The organism is Streptomyces sp. NPDC007983 (genome assembly GCF_042958345.1).
Classification (GTDB): Bacteria; Actinomycetota; Actinomycetes; order Streptomycetales; family Streptomycetaceae; genus Streptomyces.
Genome location: NZ_JBIBJI010000001.1, coordinates 799,970 through 817,227 on the forward strand (window position 1 = coordinate 799,970; position 17,258 = coordinate 817,227).

19 protein-coding genes are annotated in these 17,258 nt (G+C 71.9%); 9 read left to right on the forward strand and 10 right to left on the reverse strand.

The window, feature by feature from the left end:
* Nucleotides 1–5 precede the first annotated feature (5 nt).
* From ACFZCY_RS03735 to rpsR, 3 genes are read left to right on the forward strand one after another with little or no spacing between them, the layout of a single operon-like run.
* Nucleotides 6–263 carry a type B 50S ribosomal protein L31 gene (locus tag ACFZCY_RS03735; protein ID WP_391169099.1) on the forward strand — a complete coding sequence of 86 codons (258 nt, stop codon included), beginning with the start codon at nucleotides 6–8 and terminating at the stop codon, nucleotides 261–263.
* Nucleotides 260–1,426 (forward strand): GTP-binding protein, encoded by a 1,167-nt coding sequence (locus ACFZCY_RS03740; protein WP_391169101.1) that lies wholly within the window; start codon nucleotides 260–262, stop codon nucleotides 1,424–1,426. Before ACFZCY_RS03735 ends, ACFZCY_RS03740 begins: the two co-directional genes overlap by 4 nt.
* A gap of 29 nt (nucleotides 1,427–1,455) precedes the next feature.
* A complete protein-coding gene (rpsR, locus tag ACFZCY_RS03745; protein WP_391169103.1) occupies nucleotides 1,456–1,698 on the forward strand; it encodes a 30S ribosomal protein S18 in 243 nt (80 codons plus the stop codon).
* Nucleotides 1,699–1,710: 12 nt separating this feature from the next.
* On the opposite strand, the gene ACFZCY_RS03750 is transcribed toward rpsR, so the two are convergent.
* On the reverse strand, nucleotides 1,711–3,918 hold the full coding sequence (locus tag ACFZCY_RS03750) for a PQQ-binding-like beta-propeller repeat protein (protein ID WP_391169105.1): 2,208 nt from the start codon (nucleotides 3,916–3,918) through the stop codon (nucleotides 1,711–1,713).
* Nucleotides 3,919–4,433: 515 nt separating this feature from the next.
* On the opposite strand from ACFZCY_RS03750, the gene ACFZCY_RS03755 reads away from it, so the two are divergent.
* Nucleotides 4,434–5,159 (forward strand): DUF899 family protein, encoded by a 726-nt coding sequence (locus ACFZCY_RS03755; RefSeq protein WP_391169106.1) that lies wholly within the window; start codon nucleotides 4,434–4,436, stop codon nucleotides 5,157–5,159.
* Nucleotides 5,160–5,163: 4 nt separating this feature from the next.
* Here ACFZCY_RS03755 and ACFZCY_RS03760 read toward each other — a convergent pair whose 3' ends face one another.
* From ACFZCY_RS03760 to ACFZCY_RS03775, 4 genes are all read right to left on the reverse strand, one after another.
* Nucleotides 5,164–5,328 carry a twin-arginine translocase TatA/TatE family subunit gene (locus ACFZCY_RS03760; RefSeq protein ID WP_391169108.1) on the reverse strand — a complete coding sequence of 55 codons (165 nt, stop codon included), beginning with the start codon at nucleotides 5,326–5,328 and terminating at the stop codon, nucleotides 5,164–5,166.
* A 58-nt stretch (nucleotides 5,329–5,386) separates the two neighbouring features.
* The gene (locus tag ACFZCY_RS03765; RefSeq protein WP_391169109.1) at nucleotides 5,387–5,968 is read right to left on the reverse strand and encodes a TerD family protein; all 582 of its coding nucleotides are present in this window, start codon (nucleotides 5,966–5,968) and stop codon (nucleotides 5,387–5,389) included.
* 61 nt (nucleotides 5,969–6,029) lie between these two features.
* Nucleotides 6,030–6,803, reverse strand: coding sequence for a hypothetical protein (locus tag ACFZCY_RS03770; RefSeq protein WP_391169111.1), 774 nt, complete (start codon nucleotides 6,801–6,803; stop codon nucleotides 6,030–6,032).
* A gap of 93 nt (nucleotides 6,804–6,896) precedes the next feature.
* A complete protein-coding gene (locus tag ACFZCY_RS03775) occupies nucleotides 6,897–7,472 on the reverse strand; it encodes a TerD family protein (RefSeq protein ID WP_391169112.1) in 576 nt (191 codons plus the stop codon).
* A 138-nt stretch (nucleotides 7,473–7,610) separates the two neighbouring features.
* On the opposite strand from ACFZCY_RS03775, the gene ACFZCY_RS03780 reads away from it, so the two are divergent.
* Nucleotides 7,611–8,006: a BlaI/MecI/CopY family transcriptional regulator gene (locus ACFZCY_RS03780; protein WP_391169114.1), complete on the forward strand. Its 396-nt coding sequence runs from the start codon at nucleotides 7,611–7,613 to the stop codon at nucleotides 8,004–8,006.
* 5 nt (nucleotides 8,007–8,011) lie between these two features.
* Entirely contained in the window at nucleotides 8,012–8,950 is a 939-nt protein-coding gene (locus tag ACFZCY_RS03785) for a M48 family metalloprotease (RefSeq protein WP_391169116.1), read from the forward strand.
* 26 nt (nucleotides 8,951–8,976) lie between these two features.
* Here the strand turns inward: ACFZCY_RS03785 and ACFZCY_RS03790 are convergent, their stop codons facing one another.
* The 4 genes from ACFZCY_RS03790 to ACFZCY_RS03805 all read right to left on the reverse strand — a co-directional run bounded on the left by ACFZCY_RS03790 (nucleotide 8,977) and on the right by ACFZCY_RS03805 (nucleotide 11,620).
* A complete protein-coding gene (locus tag ACFZCY_RS03790) occupies nucleotides 8,977–9,432 on the reverse strand; it encodes a TerB family tellurite resistance protein (protein ID WP_391169118.1) in 456 nt (151 codons plus the stop codon).
* Between the two features lie 107 nt (nucleotides 9,433–9,539).
* On the reverse strand, nucleotides 9,540–10,520 hold the full coding sequence (locus tag ACFZCY_RS03795) for a sporulation protein (RefSeq protein ID WP_391169119.1): 981 nt from the start codon (nucleotides 10,518–10,520) through the stop codon (nucleotides 9,540–9,542).
* Between the two features lie 37 nt (nucleotides 10,521–10,557).
* Complete coding sequence (locus tag ACFZCY_RS03800; RefSeq protein ID WP_391169121.1) at nucleotides 10,558–10,779, reverse strand: hypothetical protein; 222 nt, start codon at nucleotides 10,777–10,779, stop codon at nucleotides 10,558–10,560.
* Between the two features lie 220 nt (nucleotides 10,780–10,999).
* On the reverse strand, nucleotides 11,000–11,620 hold the full coding sequence (locus ACFZCY_RS03805) for a helix-turn-helix transcriptional regulator (RefSeq protein ID WP_391169122.1): 621 nt from the start codon (nucleotides 11,618–11,620) through the stop codon (nucleotides 11,000–11,002).
* 104 nt (nucleotides 11,621–11,724) lie between these two features.
* On the opposite strand from ACFZCY_RS03805, the gene ACFZCY_RS03810 reads away from it, so the two are divergent.
* Complete coding sequence (locus tag ACFZCY_RS03810; RefSeq protein WP_391169123.1) at nucleotides 11,725–12,945, forward strand: FAD-dependent monooxygenase; 1,221 nt, start codon at nucleotides 11,725–11,727, stop codon at nucleotides 12,943–12,945.
* A 111-nt stretch (nucleotides 12,946–13,056) separates the two neighbouring features.
* Nucleotides 13,057–14,295, forward strand: coding sequence for a hypothetical protein (locus ACFZCY_RS03815; RefSeq protein ID WP_391169124.1), 1,239 nt, complete (start codon nucleotides 13,057–13,059; stop codon nucleotides 14,293–14,295).
* A 68-nt stretch (nucleotides 14,296–14,363) separates the two neighbouring features.
* On the opposite strand, the gene ACFZCY_RS03820 is transcribed toward ACFZCY_RS03815, so the two are convergent.
* Nucleotides 14,364–15,722 carry an aminotransferase class I/II-fold pyridoxal phosphate-dependent enzyme gene (locus ACFZCY_RS03820; protein ID WP_391169125.1) on the reverse strand — a complete coding sequence of 453 codons (1,359 nt, stop codon included), beginning with the start codon at nucleotides 15,720–15,722 and terminating at the stop codon, nucleotides 14,364–14,366.
* A gap of 85 nt (nucleotides 15,723–15,807) precedes the next feature.
* Between ACFZCY_RS03820 and ACFZCY_RS03825 the strand changes: the two genes are divergently transcribed.
* Entirely contained in the window at nucleotides 15,808–17,196 is a 1,389-nt protein-coding gene (locus tag ACFZCY_RS03825; RefSeq protein WP_391169126.1) for an aminotransferase class I/II-fold pyridoxal phosphate-dependent enzyme, read from the forward strand.
* Nucleotides 17,197–17,258 lie beyond the last annotated feature (62 nt).

Sequence of the window (17,258 nt, forward strand, 5' to 3'; positions counted from 1 at the left end):
CCGCCATGAAGCCCGGTATCCACCCCGCGTACGGGCCGGTCGTCTTCCGTGACCGCGCCGCCGGTTTCGCCTTCCTGACCCGCTCCACGGCCACCAGCGACACGGCAGTCGAGTGGGAGGACGGCCGCACGTACCCGGTCATCGACGTCGAGGTGTCCTCGGCGAGCCACCCCTTCTACACCGGCACCCAGCGGATCGTGGACACCGCGGGCCGCGTGGAGCGCTTCGAACGGCGCTACGGATCCGGACGGAGGGGACGGTGAACGGGGACGAGGCGCGGCTCGCCGTCGCGGTCGTCGGCGGGCTGCACGCCGACGCCCGACGGGCCGCCGTCGAGGAGATCCTGCGTACCGTGCCCGGCGCCGTCGCCCTGCACCACGACCTGTCGGCCGCGACCGACCGCGCCGTGCACCGCACCGTACGGGACGCCACCGGCCTGCTCGACAGCGGCGAGGCGCCGCTGGTGAACGACTGCGCGTGCTGCGCCCTGCGCGAGGACCTGATCCCCGAGCTGCTGCGGCTGGCCGCGGCCGGCGGCCGCCGGCCGGCCGTCGTGGAGCTGTGGGATTCCGTCGAACCGCAGGCCATGGCCGGGGTCATCGCCGCCGGGGGTGCGCCGCTGGCGCTGACCGGGGTGGCCACCGCGGTCGATCCGGCGCTGGTCGTGCCGTACCTCGGATGCGGCGACGACCTGGCCGACGCCGGTCTCGCCGCCGCCCCGACCGACCAGCGCACCGTGGCCGACACCTTCGCCCGGCAGCTGGAGTACCCCACGCTGATCGCCCTCGCCGAGGACACGTCGGCGGACGAGCCCGCCGACGACGCCGACCGCGCCCTGCTCACCCAGCTCACCCCCGGCGCACGGCAGGTACGGCTCGGCGACGGCGCGCTCGGGCCCGCCCTGCTGCGGGGCTTCGACGTCGGGGCGGCGGCCGCCCGTCAGCATCCGGCGTGCGCCCTGCTGCCCCAGGACGGCGACGAACACGGCGTGTCCACCCTCGTCTGGCGGCGGAGGCGCCCCTTCCACCCCGGTCGGCTCTACGCCGCGCTGGAGGACCTGACGTGCGCGGCGGCCCGCAGCCGGGGCCGCTTCTGGCTGGCCGACCGGCCCGACTCCCTCCTCTCGTGGGACGCGGCGGGCGGCGCGCTCTGCGTGGAGTCCGCCGGTCCCTGGCTGGCCGCCCTCCCGGACGCCGCCTGGGAGATGGTCCCCGCCGAACGCCGCGTCGCGGCCTCACTGGACTGGCACCCCGAACACGGCGACCGCTGCCAGCACCTCACCTTTACGTCCCCGGGTCTCGACCGCGACGGCCTGCCGGCCCTGCTCGACTCGTGCCTGCTCACCGACGACGAGTACGCGGCGGGCCCGGGCGGCTGGAAGCACCTGTCGCATGCCTTCGACGACCTCCTCGACCCGGTCGCCTGACAATCCGAGCCCGTACGGAAAGGACTCCCATGCGCTCCCGCCCCGCCTCCCGGCGCCCCGACCCCCGGCGCCGCCGCGTCAACCCGCTGGACGCCGCGGGCATCACCTACGTCGACTACAAGGACACCGACCTGCTGCGGAAGTTCATCTCCGACCGGGGCAAGATCCGCAGCCGCCGGGTGACCCATGTGACGCGCCGGCAGCAGCGGCGGATCGCCCGCGCGATCAAGAACGCCCGCGAGATGGCCCTGATCCCGTACGGCTCCCGCTGACGACCTCCGCGCTCACCCCGTCGCACCGGAGCGCGCGGACGACGGCGCCGCGGACGGCGTCGCCGTGGGCCGGTCCGGGCGTACGGAGAACACCGTGTCCCCGGCCATCGCCACGATCGCGTCCTTCACGAGCAGCACGGACGGCGGTCGCTCCTGCGCCGTGTCCCCGGGGGCGTCCAGCGCGGCGGTACGCCACACCTCGGCCCCGGTGTCGCTGTCCAGCGCGAGCAGACGGCCGAAGCGGTTGGAGAAGTAGAGCCTGCCGTAGCGCTTCGACTCCACGGGCGCTGACAGGCTCTCCGTCTCCGTCGTCCGCTGCCACAGCTGCTTTCCGCTGCGTGCCGACACCGCGGTGACCGTCCCGTCGGTCCGGACGGCGTAGACGACCCCGTTCAGCAGGGTGGCCGTGCCGCGCAGGGGCTGCCGCAGCGGGACGCGCGTGGTGTCGCCGGTGCGCGGATCCACCCGGATCAGCGCGTTGTACGGGCGCTCGTACCCGGCCTCGTACACCTCCTTCGCGGTCTGCGGCGCGAGGAAGACCGGCGCCCCGTCGTCGGAGCCGAGGCTCAGCGCCTTCCGGGGGAGGGTCGCGAGCGCGCGCTGCGCACCGTCGTCAGGGTTGAACCGCAGCAGGGTGTACGGGCCCTCGGCGCTCAGCCCGGACGAGGTGAGGGGCGAGCACAGCGCGTACGGGACGCCGGACGCGACCGGCGTCGCCGGATCGCAGAACTGCCCGGCCGGCGCGGGCGACCGCCACAGCAGCCGGCCCGACTTCCCGTAGGCGGAGAGCTGACGGTCGTCGGGCGACAGCGTCAGCAGCCCCCCGCGGAACAGGCGCACCGACGCCGACTGGCTGATCTCGCGTACCCACCGCTGCTTCTTGGTGCCGGTGTCCAGGGCCACGATGCGGCGGCCCTCGTTCTCCGGCTCGGAGTAGCTGTAGACGAGCCCGTCCCGTACCCCGATGGGGCGCGCGTCCTGCGGCCTGGTGCCGCTCCGCCACTGGACGCGACCGGTGGCGGCGTCGACCTTGGCGACGGTGAAGCCCTTGCCGCCGCAGTACAGGGCGGCGGCGTGGTCCTGTACGCACGCGGCGTCCTGGTACACGAGCGGGGGCAGCGGCGCCTCGTACCGCAGCGTCGTCCGCCACGGGCGCCAGCCCTCGGGCAGGGACACGGGGCCCCCGTCGTCGGTGGCGGACGCGGAGGGGCGGTACGGCGGCGTGCCCGCGGTCAGGTCGTAGGCCGCCGTCGCGACCAGCACCCCGACGGCCACGGCGCCGGCCCCGATGAGGATCAGCCGCTTCCGGCGGCTCCCGCCGGGCCCCTCCGTCCGCGGAGTTTCCGCCTCCGCGGGCGCGGGCGGGAACTCCGCCCGCACCGGGACCCTCTCCGGGGAAGCCGCGGCGGCGAAGTCCGGCAGCGCGCCGAGCATGCGGTGCAGCTCGTCCAGGCCCGCCCGCGCGGCCGGATCCTTGTCCAGGCACCGCTTGGCCAGCCGGAGGAGCGGTTCCGGGACCCCGCTCAGCGTCGGCGCCTCGTACATCACCTGATACCCCGACAGATACGGGCTCTCGGCGTCGAACGGCCCCACGCCGGTGGCCGCGTACACCACCAGCGCCCCCAGCGAGAACACGTCCGAGGCCGCGGTGACCTCCCGCGGACTGCGCAGCTGCTCCGGCGACATGAAGCGCGGCGTACCGAGCACCCGCCCGGCGGTCAGGGTGAGCGTCTGGCTGTCGGCGGCCCGCGAGATGCCGAAGTCGATGACGCGCGGCCCGTCCTCGGCCATCAGGATGTTGGCCGGTTTCAGGTCCCGGTGCACCACCCCGGCCCGGTGGATGTCCCGCAGCGCCTCGACGAGCCCGAGACCCAGCGTCCGCACCTCCCGCCCGCCCAGCGGCCCGTCCTGCCGCACCACATCGGCGAGGGTGCGCCCCGGCACGTACTGCGTGGCCATCCACGGCCGCTCGGCCTCCGGATCGGCGTCCACCACCGGAGCGGTGAACGCCCCGCTCACCCTGCGCGCCGCCGCGATCTCCTGCCGGAAGCGGGCCCGGAACTCCTCGTCCTGCACGTACTGCGCGTGCACGAGCTTGACCGCGACCTGCCGCCCCGAGGCCGATCGCGCCAGGTAGACGACCCCCATACCGCCCGAACCGAGCCGGTCGAGCAGCCTGTAGCCGCCTATGGACGCCGGATCATCGGTACTCAGCGGCATCGCCGTTCCCCTTTCCCCTTCCCCAACGCCCGTGACAGCCCCCTACATTAGGCCGCCCCGCCCCCGCCCCCACGGCACCACACCCCCGTGCGCGTCGCCCGGGCGGCTCACCGGCGCGGGGCGGTCGGGATGAGGTGATCATGCCCAGGACGTGTGTAACGGCCATGCAGTGGGGCCCGTTGGACGGAACGGCTCCTGTCCGCCCTGGGGGCTCGATGATCAGTAAGGCTCACTCCCGAGGTGTGAGTGGCACCGCCCTGAAAGAGAAACGATGCGCGTAAACATCGCCGCCTCGGACGACTCCGCCTCGGGCATCAAGGCCGACCCGGTCGGCAGCGGCAAGTAAGGGCTGCTCGCGCATCACCCCAGCCCCAGCCCCAGGTCAGTGGCCTGGGGCTTTCTGCTGGAGCGGAGGTATCGTCGAACGTACATTCGATGACCCGGCGTGCGCCCGCGCCCACGGCGACCGACCCTGGACGGAGGGAGCGCGGACCGGCCCGGAAGGGGACATCGCCATGAAGACACCCCCGATCGTTTCGCCGCAGGAGTGGGAAGACGCACGCCAACAGCTGCTGGTGGAGGAGAAGCAGCTGACCCGCGCCCATGACGCGCTGGCCGCCAAGCGTCGCCGGATGCCGTGGGTGGCGGTGGAGAAGCCGTACGCGTTCGAGGCGCCCGAGGGCACGGTGAGCCTGCTCGACCTGTTCAAGGGGCGCCGTCAGCTGATCGTCTACCGCGCCTTCTTCGAACCCGGCGTCTTCGGCTGGCCCGACCACGCCTGCCGCGGCTGCTCCATGGTGGCCGACCACGTCGGCGACCTCGCCCATCTGAACGCCCGCGACACCACCCTGGTCTTCGCCTCGCGCGCGCCCCAGCCGAACATCGAGGCGGTGAAGGAGCGGATGGGCTGGACGATGCCCTGGTACACGATCACCGACGACTTCGACGCCGACTTCGACGTGGACGAGTGGCACGGCACGAACGCCTTCATCCGCGACGGCGACCGCGTGTTCCGCACCTACTTCATCAACGCCCGCGGCGACGAGGCGCTGGGCAGCACCTGGAGCTACCTCGACATGACCGCCCTCGGACGGCAGGAAACCTGGGAGAACTCCCCCGAGGGCTACCCCCAGACCCCGCCGTACGACTGGTGGAACTGGCACGACGCCTACGGCGACGCCGAACCGGCCCCGGAATGGCTGGAACAAACCCGCCGCGGCCCCCGCCACCTGCCCGCCTGAGTCCTCACCGAGGCGGGCGGATGTCGTGGTCGGCTTCCATCGCCTTGGTCTCGCTCTTGAAGATCCGGGCCGACTTGCCCATGGAGCGGACCAGTTCCGGGAGTTTCCTGGCCCCGATGACGACGATCACGACGATGAGGAGGAGAGCCAGCTCACTGAGCCCCAGCATGGGTGTCTGCTTTCAGTCGAATGCGGTCACTTGAGATCAGGCGCCGATCGGAGGCCGGTCAGAGGTGCACGGCGATGGCGGGCAGCAGGTCCTGGAAGGTCTGTCCGGTGGCGGGCGCGCCGATCGCCGACATCTGCCAGGCGCCGCCCGAGCGGTGGACCTTGGCCATGATCTGGGCGGTGTAGGGGCCGCCGCCGCTGAGGGTGTAGCGGGCCATCTCCTGGCCGTTGGTCTCGTCGACCAGTCGGCAGAAGGCGTTCTCCACCTGCTCGAAGGTCTGTCCGGTGAAGGAGTTCACGGTGAAGAAGATCTGATCGACCTGGGCCGGGACCCGCTCCAGGTCGATCAGGATCGACTCGTCGTCGCCGCCCTGGCCGGTGCCGCCCACGAGGTTGTCGCCGGTGTGGCGTACGGAGCCGTCGTCGCTGCTCAGATGCTGGAAGAAGACCACGTCGACCGGCTGCCGCCCGGCGAAGAGCACCGCCGAGGCGTCGAGGTCGATGTCGCGGGCGGTCATCCGCGCGAAGAAGCCCTTGCGGGGCGCGGCCTGCCAGCCCAGGCCCATGCGCACCGCGCTGAGCGCGCCGCCGTCGGACTTGCTCAGGCTGATCTGCTGGCCCTTGGCCAGATTCACGGTCATGTGCTTCCTCTCACGTTTCCGGGTTCGCGTTTCCGGGGGTGTCATGCGGTGCCATGCGGCGTCATGCGGTGTCGTACGAAGACGGCGGCACGGTGAAGCCGGGGCCGGTGTATTCGGGGGCGGCGAAATCCGGGCTGGTGTAGCCCAGCCGTAGGCGGCGGCCGGGAACAGCGGTCCGGCCCGGCCGCGCCTGCCGCAGCCGGGCGCGCAGGAACGGCAGGATGCCGCGTTCGAGGAGAGCCCGCCGCCATGCCTCGCGGGCCTCGGCCACGCCCGGTGCGCCGCCGACCCGGGCGGGCGGGGCGGCAGGACGTTTCGGGCCGGTCGCCGGGGTGCGGTGGCGGGCGGCGGTGACGAGGATCCAGACCACTCCGCCCGCCGTCGTCACCGCCGTGATCACGGCGGCGGTCTGCCCCGCGGTCAGCAGCTCGTCACCCAGCTCGCGCCCCGAGGAGCTGAGCCCCAGGAGGCAGCCGAGGAGCAGGAAGACCGCGGTCGCGGCCGCCGCCAGCAACGGCGCCAGGACCGCGACCGCGGGCAGCAGTCCGCGCACGCCCGTCGCGGCGGACGGCGCCCCGGGGGTCCGGCCGGTGCGTACGCGAGAGCCATCCGTGGCGCGTTGCCGCAGGTAGGCGGCGTACTCGGGGCCGGCGGCCGCGGCGATGCCCGCGCGCTCGGCGAGCGCCTGCGCGCGTAGCCGCTCGGCCGCCGCGCCCCCGGCGGCGCCGTGCCGCCGCAGGGCCGCGCGGATCTCCGTGGTGTTCAGGGCCTGCCGCAGCGCCCGCTCGAAGTCGGGTCGGTCCTCCGGCCGTAACTCGGGTGGTGTGCCGGTCATGTCAGTGTCCTCGATGAGTGCGGGCCCGCACCGCCGGGCGCGGCCTTCCGGCGCGGGCCCGGCGGTCGGCCCGGCGGTCGGCCCGTACGGGTGTCAGAGGTTGACGCCGAAGTCGGAGGCGATGCCCGCCAGGCCCGAGGCGTACCCCTGCCCCACGGCGCGGAACTTCCATTCCGCGCCGTGGCGATACAGCTCGCCGAAGACCATCGCGGTCTCGGTCGCGGCGTCCTCGCTGAGGTCGTAGCGGGCGAGTTCGGCATTGTCGGCCTGGTTGACCACCCGGATGAAGGCGTTACGGACCTGGCCGAAGCTCTGGCCGCGGCTCTGGGCGTCGTGGATGGAGACGGGGAAGACGATGCGGGCGATGTCGGCGGGGACCGCCGCCAGGTTCACCTTGATCGACTCGTCGTCGCCCTCGCCCTCACCGGTGAGGTTGTCGCCGGTGTGCTCGACCGAACCGTCGGGGCTGGTGAGGTTGTTGTAGAAGACGAAGTGCCGGTCGGACGCGACCTTCCCGGCCTCGTCGCACAGCAGCGCGCTGGCGTCGAGGTCGTAGTCGGCGCCCGTGGTGGTCCGTACGTCCCAGCCCAGGCCGACCAGGAGCGCGGTCAGGCCCGGCGCCTCCTTGCTGAGCGAGACGTTGCCGCCTTTGGACAGGGAAACTCCCACGATCTCCTCCTGAATGCCGTATGCGAACACAGAAGAATCTACAACACTGTAGAAGTATTCGGGTGGGCGGAGTGCGGTCGCGGACCCTGTACCGTCACCTGACGGCTGGTTGTGAGCGGCGTGCTGGAGGGAGATGGCGTGAGGGACCAGGACAAGGACGAACCGCACCCGCGCTTCCGCCGGCGCGGCCAGGGGGAGCTGGAGGCGCAGGTGCTGGCGGTGCTGCGGCAGGCGGAGGGTCCGGTGACGGCCGCCTGGGTGCAGGAACGGCTCGAGGGCGACCTCGCCTACACCACGGTCATGACGATCCTGTCCCGGCTGCAGGCGAAGCAGGCCGTGACCCGGGAGCGCGCGGGCCGGTCGTTCGTATGGCAGGCGCAGTCGGACGAGGCGGGGCTCGCGGCACTGCGGATGCGCCGGGTCCTGGACGGCCAGGACGACCGGGGGGCGGTTCTGGCCAGCTTCGTGACGGGGCTGACGGCCGACGACGAGCGGTTGCTGCGCGGCCTGTTGAGTGAAGCGGAGGGTGACTGAGCGCCTTGGGTATGTTCGTCTTTCTGCCCCTGGTCCTGCCGTTAACTGCGCTGCCGATCACGCGTCTGGCCGAGCAGTACCTCCATCCGCGCCGCGCCACCCGACTGTTGTCGCTGGTGGGCGGCGTACTCGCGGTGTCCTCCACGCTGTGCCTGGTGCTGCTGGTGGTCGTCGGTACGGCCCAGCTGCCGGGCAACCCGCTGCCGGACGGCTGGTCGGACCCCGAGGTGCGGGCGGCGGTGCCGTTCGATGAGGTGGCCGGGAAGGCGGCCATCGTCGCGCTCGTCCCCGTGGCCGTCGGTTGCGCCGGTACGATCCGGCGGCACCGCCGGGCGCGGCGGCGCGCCCAGGAGGCGCTCGCCGGACTGGCCGACGAACTGGTCACCACCCTCCCCGACGACGAGCCGTACGCGTACGCCCTGCCCGCCACGTCCGGCAAGCCCGGCCGGATCGTCGTCTCCACCGCGATGCTCGCCTGCCTGAACGCCTCCGAACGGCGCGCCCTGATCGCCCATGAGCACGCCCACCTGGCCGGACGGCACCACCGCTATCTGCTGGCCGCCCAACTGGCGGCCCGGGCGAACCCCCTGCTCCGCCCGCTGCGGGAAGCGGTCGCCTACTGCGCCGAGCGGTGGGCGGACGAGGAGGCGGCGGGCGCGGTGGCGGACCGTAAGGTCGTGGCCAGGGCGGTCGGCAAGGCCGCGCTGGTCTCCCGTGGCACCCCCGCCCCGACGCTGGCCGGGTTCGCCGCGCCCGGACCGGTCCCGCGCCGGGTGGCCGCCCTGCTGGGCCCGGTGCCGTCCGCCCGGCACTGGCCGCCCGCCTGTACGGCGGCGGGCGTCGCCGCCTGGGTCGCCGCCGGCGGAACGACCGCGTCCGCGCTGTCCTCGGCGAACGCGGCGATCGCGCTCTTCCGGGTCCTCCAGGCGGCGACCCCGCTGTAACGGGCCCCGGGGCACCCCGGGGTCCGTTACAGGTCGAATTCGGCCGGGTCCAGATCCAGGCTGAAGCAGGCCTCGCGGACCACGGCCCGTTCGGTCTTGTCGAAGTCGCCGTCGGCGCCGCCGATGACGATGCCGATCTGGATGACGGCGCGTGCCTCGGCGGGCTTCTTCTTCGCCTTGGCCACCTCCTGCAGGATGCTGACCTTGCCGAAGTCGAAGTCGGCGGTGAGCTTGTCGAGGTAGTCGTTGAAGCGCGACCGCAGGTCGTCGGCGGCGAAGTTCTGCAGCACCTCGTTGGTGGCGATCAGCTGGGCGACGCGCTGCCGCTCGGACGGGTCGATCGAGCCGTCCGCCGCCGCCACCAGGGCGCACATCGCCATGCTGGCGTCGCGGAACGCACCGCTCTTGAGGTCGTTCTTCTTGGCGAGCAGCTGGCTCTGCATCGTCTGGGCGGAATCCTTGATGCGGTCCCACAGGGCCATGACCAACTCCGTACATCGTCGGGGCGCCCGGGCCGGAGGCATGCCGGCCCGGGCTTGTTTCTACATTGATGTAGAAGTTAGCAGAGTGGCCGAGTGTCCGAGCGGGCTCAGTCCTCTTCGTCCTCGAACGCGTCGCCGATCTCGTCGACGACCTCCGCCGCGACCATGCCGCCGACGACACCGACCGCGACGCCCGCCGCGACACCCCCGACGATGGCCCCCGTGCTGGGCCCGGAGCGGCGCTCCCCGTGGCCGTGCCCGTGGTCGTCGTGGTGGTGCTCCCCGAACCCATGGGAGCCGTGGGCCGCCCGGCTGGGCTGCTGCTCCACGAGCTGCCGAATCCAGGCGTCGACCTCTTCGTTCCAGTCGCGGTGCTCGACCCCGTCGTGGCCGACGGTGAAGCGGGTGAGGGCGTCATGCCCCCCGGAGAAGAACCCGCCGCGCTTGTCGGCCTCCAGGACGACGTCCAGGCCGCCCGGGTTCGCGAGGAAGGTCACCTCGAGCTCGCCCAGGGCGTGGGCGTACTGCGGGGCGGGCGTCAGCTCGATCTCCTGGTAGAACGGCAGCCGCTGCCCCGTACCGCCGATGTGCCCCAGCTCCAGATCGGCCGACTTGAAGCCGAATCCGAGCTGCCCCAGCGCCTCCAGGATCGCTTCCTGGACGGGCAGCGGACCCACCGTCAGCTGGTCCAGATCGCCCTTGTCCTTCGCGCTCGCCACTTCCAGCCCGGTACGGACCCCGAGCACGATGCCCAGCGGCTGCCCGTACAGCTCGGTGACGGGCGTCTCCCAGGGAAGCTGAATGGTGAACGGCAGGCTGCGCTGCTCCCCTTCCCCGAGCCGGAACCCGCCCCCCACCGTGAAGTGGTCGAAGACGACGACGCCTTCGCGCTCCTCGTCCCCGTGCTCGTCCTCGACCCGCGCGACGAGGTCCAGGGTGATGGACTCGATCTCGAAGTCCGCCTTGCCGCCCTGCAGGCGGACCTGCCCGCTCAGCGGCCCGCCGGGACGTACGGGGCCGCCCTCCAGCACGGTGTCCACGGTGGGGCCGCCGACACCGAGTGAGCCGAGTAGTCGTTTGAACACCATCGTGGCGTCCACTCCTTATGTACGTATGCGCCTGTGGCTACTTGCTGGTGGTGTCGAGCGCGGCCAGGGCCGAGGCCCAGCGGGCGAACTTCAAATCGGCCAGATCCTTGACGGTCCTGATCCCGAACGCCTCCTCCAGCAGGCCCCCCTGCCGGTCGGAAACCCCCTTGAGCGCCGATACGGGCGCGGCGAGAATCTCCGTCAGGTCCTTGTCGGCCCATGCCTTGTCCAGCACCGGCTCGAGGTCTATGGAAGCCATGCCTGCCCTCCCGGGGTGAGCGTGTGGTGAATGTGCGCGCGCGTGCGTGGCACGGCAGGGAACCTCGCCGGCCGACGGCACGTTGACCGGTTCGAGTCACCGCAGGGGCGGACCCGTTCCGCGTTTCTACACGCATGTAGAAGCATAGGGTCTCACCCCACCCCGCCGGGCACGCATCGCGTCACGCCACCGAGGGAAGTCCGAAAAGGTCCCGGCCTCGTCAGGTAGCGGCCGAATCGGAAGCGGACGCCTCCTGGAACGCTGCGAGCATCTCCGGGGACCAGGTCAGGCTTCCGTCCCGCAGGTCGCCGATCACCCCGCGCAGCCAGCGTTCCTCGGCGTCGAGGACGGCGAGCAGGTATTCGTTCTCGATCAGCGTGATGCGCGGCAGCCCGGACGCGGCTTCGGCGGTTTGCCGCGCCAGTTCGGCATGTTGGGCGGCGACTTGTGCTGCCCGTCGTTCCAGGATCGGCGCCACCTCGTCCGGGCTGAGCAGGAGCATGTTCGACAGCGCCGCCGGGAACACGGGGAACTCCGCCTTGGGTACCGCCAGCATCTGCTCCAGCCACTCGCGGGTGACCGCCCGGCCCTCCTCGGTGACCTCGTAGACGGTCCGCTCGGGGTACTGCTGGTCGCGCTCGGTCTGCCGGACGGTGATCAGCCCGCCTGCCTGCAGCCGCTCGATGGTGCGATACAGCCCGGCCCGCTGGCCGACGTTGACGACCTGTTCCTTGCCCCACTGCTTGAGCAGTTGCTGGATCCCGTACGGATGCAGTGGCCGATGGTGCAGCAGCGCCAGCACGGCCAGTCCGAGCGGCGAGCTTTTGACGGAGGCGGTCATGGAGGCATCGTAGACATGGCGTAACTAGTTGCAGATCTACTAGTTGCTTTGCAACTATAGTCCGGCGTTCATACGGCGCATCCACATGACCCACGGGAGGGGTTATGAGCGACAACCGCGGCCACGGCTCCGGCGTACGGACGGCACTGGTCATCGGGGGCGGTGTGGCGGGCCCGGTCGCGGCGCTCGCACTGGGCGAGGCGGGCATCGCGGCGACGGTCTACGAGGCGTATCCCAGCGCTGCGGACGGCGTGGGGGCCTGGCTGGGTCTGGCACCGAACGGTCAGGCGGCGCTGGCGACGGTCGGTGCCGACGCGGCGGTGAAGGCCGTCGGGCAGCCGGTGCCCGGCATGGTGATGGCGGATGGCGCCGGCAATCACCTCGCCCGTTTCGGCGGGTTCCCGGAGCTGCCCGCCACGCTGACGCTGCCGCGCGACGGGCTGTTCCGGGTCCTGGCCGACCATGCGGTCGCCGCGGGCGTTCGGTTCGCGTACGGCAAGCGGCTGGTCGCTGCCGAGGAGACGCCCGATGGCGTCACCGCACACTTCGCCGACAACACCTCCGCGACCGCCGACATACTGATCGGCGCCGACGGCATCCGTTCCACCGTCCGCACCGTGATCGACCCGCGATCACCCGTTCCCGAGTACGGCGGCGTGCTGAGCTTCGGCGGCTACGCGGCGCCGGGCGGTGAGGCCGGGGCCGAACCGGGCACCATGTACTTCGCGTTCGGCCGCGCCTTCATGGGCTACTGGCAGGGCCCGGACGGGCGCACGATCTGGTTCGCCGGCCTGCCCATGGACACCCCGCCGAGCCCGGCCGACCTCGCGCGAGTGCCCCACGCCGAGTGGCTGAGCCGGCTACGTGATCTGTACGCCGGTCATGTCCCGGGTGAGCGGCTGCTGCGGCACACCGGCCCCGGCGAACTGATGGTGGTCGGCCGGATGGAGCGCATGCCGCCCGTACCGCACTGGTACCGCGGCCGGATGGTGCTGGTCGGAGACGCGGTGCATGCCCCGTCCTCCAGCTCCGGACAGGGTGCCTCGCTCGCCATCGAGAGCGCGGTCGAACTCGCCCGCTGCCTGCGCGATCTGCCCACGCCGGACGAGGCCTTCGCCGCCTACGAGGCCCTGCGCCGCCCACGTGTGGAGGCGATCGGCCGCAACGCCGCGGCCGTCAACAAGGTCAAGTCCGGCAAGAGCGACGCTCTCGCGTCGGCGTTCCCCAGTCCCGAGGAGTTCCTCCGCCCGCTCCACTTCCATCGCATCGAGTGGGAGGCGAAGGTGAACGCGAGGGAGAAGGGCGCGCCCGGCCCCACCGCCTGACGTGTGGCGAGGCCGCCGCCATGTTCCACGGGGACGCACCACGATCCGAAGGAAGACCCTGGTGGACGACTCGAGATGTTGCCCTGTTTGTCCGCATTTAGGGTTGATGTCATGAGTCGAATACACAAGATCGTCCCGTCCCTGACGGTCGTCGTCTTCGTGTTATTGCACGTCTTCGCCTATCCAGGCACGCGCTTCAGCAATGACTCATACCGCTACGCCCGCTCAGCGTACGAGTTCTTGGGCGCCCCCCACCGGGAGGCCCAGGACAAGGCGCTGCGGGCCTACTGCGCGGACACCGCGGCCATGCTTCAGCGAAACCGCATGCTGCATCAGATCGACTTCCGGGCCCCGGTGCGCCGCCATGAGTTCCAGGAGTGCCTGACTCAGTACGCGAAGGGCCTCAACCCCAGCAACCCGCGGTACGAGGCGCTCTTTCACGCTCGCCCCGCCTATCCGCTGATGGCCGCGCCGTTCGTCCGGCTCCTGGGGGCCAAGGCGGGGCTGACCGCCGTAGCCCTGGGTTTCACGGCGCTCGGAGGGCTGCTGGTCCTGGTGCTCTTGCGCGCGCTGCGTGCACCGCCTTCGGTGGCATGGCTCGGTCAGTGCCTGTACTACGTCACGCCCATAGGGCTGTGGGGCAGCCGGCCCATGACGGAGGGGCCGGTGCTTGCCCTCATGGTGGCCATGCTGCTCGCTGCGGTGTGGCTGTACCAGGGTCGGCGGGCGGCGGGGGCTCTGCTGTCCGTGGGGGCCTTCGCGCTGGGTTTCGCGGTCAAGTACTCAAGCTTCGTCCTGGTGGCGCCATGCCTGGTGGCGGCGAGTGCCATGGCGCTGATGTCCGTCCCGCAGGCCCGGCACAAGGGCACGCACTGCCTGCTCATCGTCTCGCTCTTCGAGTCCCTGGCCGCCTTTGCGATGAGCAGGGTGCTCCGGTTGCCCGGATTGGAGGCATCGCTCCAGGACACCTTCACCCTCCACTGGACGTATTCCGAAGTCACTCACCCATGGCGGCTGCTGGTCCGGCTCGATGTCAACTACTGGTGGCAGTGGCTGCAGAGAGAGGCGTTGGCTCCCTCGCTGCTCTTCCTCCTGGCGTTGGGCGTCTGGGGCGCGATGAGCCGGTCGGTGCCCATCGCGCTCTGCCTGATCGCCGTGGGCGGTACGGGCCTGCTGACGACCGCGGCCCACCCGGTGGCGTTGGAGGGCGACAGGCTCTACGTGCAGGTGTGGTTGATAGTCGTCGTCGGGCTGCCTCTCCTGGTCGAGCGGCTGCGCATGAGCGGCCGGTCCTCCGACGCGCTGCCTGCGCGAAGTGATCCTCTGCTGAAGAGCGACGGGCGCCGGTGAGGAACAGTTCATCTCCGGCACCTGCCCGTGACCTCGACCCCCCGGGGGAGACTCCGAGCGGTGTCATCTCAGCAGGCGTCGTCGAGGACGTCGGCGATCTGCTCGAGTACGTGGCGCGGTGGGGTGAAGGGCACGCGCAGATAGCGGGTGAGGGTGGCGTCCGCCGCGAAGCGCGGGCCCGCCGCGAGTGCGACGCCGTTCCGGCCGGCCCGTTCGACGACGGTGTCGGCGAGGGCGGTGGTCAGCCGTAGCCACAGGGCGAGTCCGCCGGGCGGGAGCGTGAAGCGCCAACGGGCGTCGTCGGCGAGCAGACCGCCGAGGTGGTCGCGCTGCTGCCGCAGCTCGTGCCGACGCCGTCCGAGCACGGATTCCAGGTCATCGAGCAGTTCGACGGCGACGAGCTGCTGCACCGGGGGCGCGGACAGCGGCCCCGACAGTGGGTGGTCCCACAGTGCCCGGACGAGCGAGGCACGGGCCCGGATCCAGCCGATGCGCAGCCCGCCCCAGATGGACTTGCTGGTCGAGCCGATCAGCAGCGCGCCGGGGATACGGGGCATGGGGTCCGGCTGGTCGCGCAGATCGAGGTCGCGCATGGTCTCGTCCACCACGAGGGTGACCTGGTGCTGGGCGGCGAGCTGGGCCACGGTCCGGCGGGTGTGCGGGGGCATCAGCGCTCCCGTCGGGTTGTGGAAGTCGGGCACCAGGTAGGCGAGGTGGCCGCGCGCGGTGGCGAAGGCGTCGCGCAGTTGGTCCAGGTCCCAGCCGTCGGCGGTGACCCGGCAGCCCACCAGCCTCGCTCCGGCATGGCGGAGCACCTGCAGCGCGTTGAAGTACGTGGGGGTCTCCACCACCGCCACACGAGGCCCGAAGTGTGCCGCGACCAGGGTCAGCGCGGCCCGCGCCCCGCTGGTGACGAGGATCTGCTCGGGCCGTGTCGCGGTGCCCTCGCGGCTGTACCATGCGGCGATCGCCGCGCGCAGCTCCGGGATGCCCGGGCCTGGTTCGCCGTGTTCGGCCAGCAAGGGCCCTGCCCGCTCGGTGGCGCGCCGGGCCGCCTCCAGATAGAGCTCCTGTGGCGCGGCGGGTGCGGCCCGGCGCAGGTCGATGAGGGAACCGGCCTCCCCGGTCGCCGACAGGGGAGCGATCCGTTCCGTAGCGGCCGCGGGGAGTTGCACCGTGCTGGCGCTGCCGTGCCGGGTGCGGACCCATCCGGCGTCGCGCAGCCGCTCCAGGGCGGCTGTCACCGTGCCCCGGCTCACTCCGAGAGCGGCGGCGAGGCGGCGTTCGGCGGGCAGCTCGCTCCCGGGGCGTATCCGGCCGTCGAGCAGCGCCTCCCGTAGCGCACGGGCCAGCGCCGCGCTGAGGGGCGCCTTGGCGTTCCGCCAGGGCCCCAGCGCCTGCACCACGTAGTCGTCCCTCACGCGCACTGGTCCAGTTTTCCATGATTGGACCAGGCGCCGGACCGGTGTGCTGCCTACGGTCGTGGCCACCCGATACGAACGGAGACATGGCATGCACCCACGACTCGCCGCCGATCGCGACGGGCTGCCGCACCTGCTGGAGTCCGTCCGGCAGCACGCCGCCGAGGTGCTCGGGCAGGTCGCCGAGCGGGACGTCGTTCCCGCGGCGCCGGTTCCGGAGCCGGATCCCTTGTCCGAGCAGGGGGTGGGAGCGCGGGCGGCGCTGGAGGAGTTCATCGCCTGCTGGGAGCCGGTGCTGTCGGCGAGCGCCGGGCCGCGCTATCTCGGATTCGTCACCGGCGGCACGACGCCGGCCGCGCTGGCGGGCGACTGGATGACCACGACCTGGGATCTGAACGCCTTCTCGTCACTGGACGGGGCGGGACAGAGCCTGGAGCGCGAGACGATCGCCTGGCTGCGGAGTCTGTTCGGCCTGTCCGACGAGCACCATGGAACCTTTGTCAGCGGCGCCACCATGTCCAACACCGTCGGCCTCGCCATCGCCCGCGAATGGCTCGGAGAGCGACTGGGCGTCTCACCCGCGGAGCACGGAGCGGGCGTACTCGGCGCGGCACAGGTGCTGTCGGGATCAGCGCACTCGAGCGTGCCCAAAGCGCTGTCGATGCTCGGGCTCGGACGCCGGGCCCTCCTCCCCGTGCCGACCCTGCCGGGACGGGAAGCCGTCGATGTGTCGGCCCTGGAACAGGCGCTTCGTGAGGCCGAGCCCGACGGCCCGTGCGTCGTGGTCGCCAACGCCGGCACCGTCAACACCGCCGACTTCGACGACCTGCGCGCCATCGCCGCGTTGCGCGAACGCTACGCGTTCTGGCTGCACGTGGACGCCGCCTTCGGCGCCTTCGCCGCACTGTCACCCGATCACGCGCACCTGGTCGGCGGCCTCGACCTGGCCGACTCGATCTGCGTCGACCTGCACAAGTGGCTGAACGTCCCCTACGACAGCGCCGTGCAGTTCACCCGGCGGCCCGACCTGCAAACGGCCGTCTTCCAGAACGCGGCGGCCTACCTGGGCCCGCTCGGCGACACCCCCGACCTGGCCCACCTCACCCCGGAGAATTCCCACCGCCTGCGGGCCCTCGCCGCCTGGTTCACCCTGCGGGCCTACGGGCGGGACGGCCACCGCGAGATCACCGAGCGGTGCATCGGCTGCGCCCGCGCCCTGGGCACCGCCATCGAGAGCATGCCCGGCCTCCGGCTGCTGGCACCGGTCCGGCTGAACGTCGTCTGCTTCACCCTCGCCGACAACCCCACCGCCGAACGCCTCACCGCCCTCACGGGCCAACTCGCCGACGAGGTCTTCCTCACCCCCACCGTCCTCGACGGCGTGCCCGCACTGCGCGCCGCCTTCAGCAACTGGCAGACCACCGAAGCCGACACCCGCCGGATAGCCGCGGCGTTGCAAGCCGCGGTACACGATGTGTGACCCCGGCACCGGAACCGGACAACCGCGGCCCGCTTGTACGTCGAGGCGGCACTGACATACAC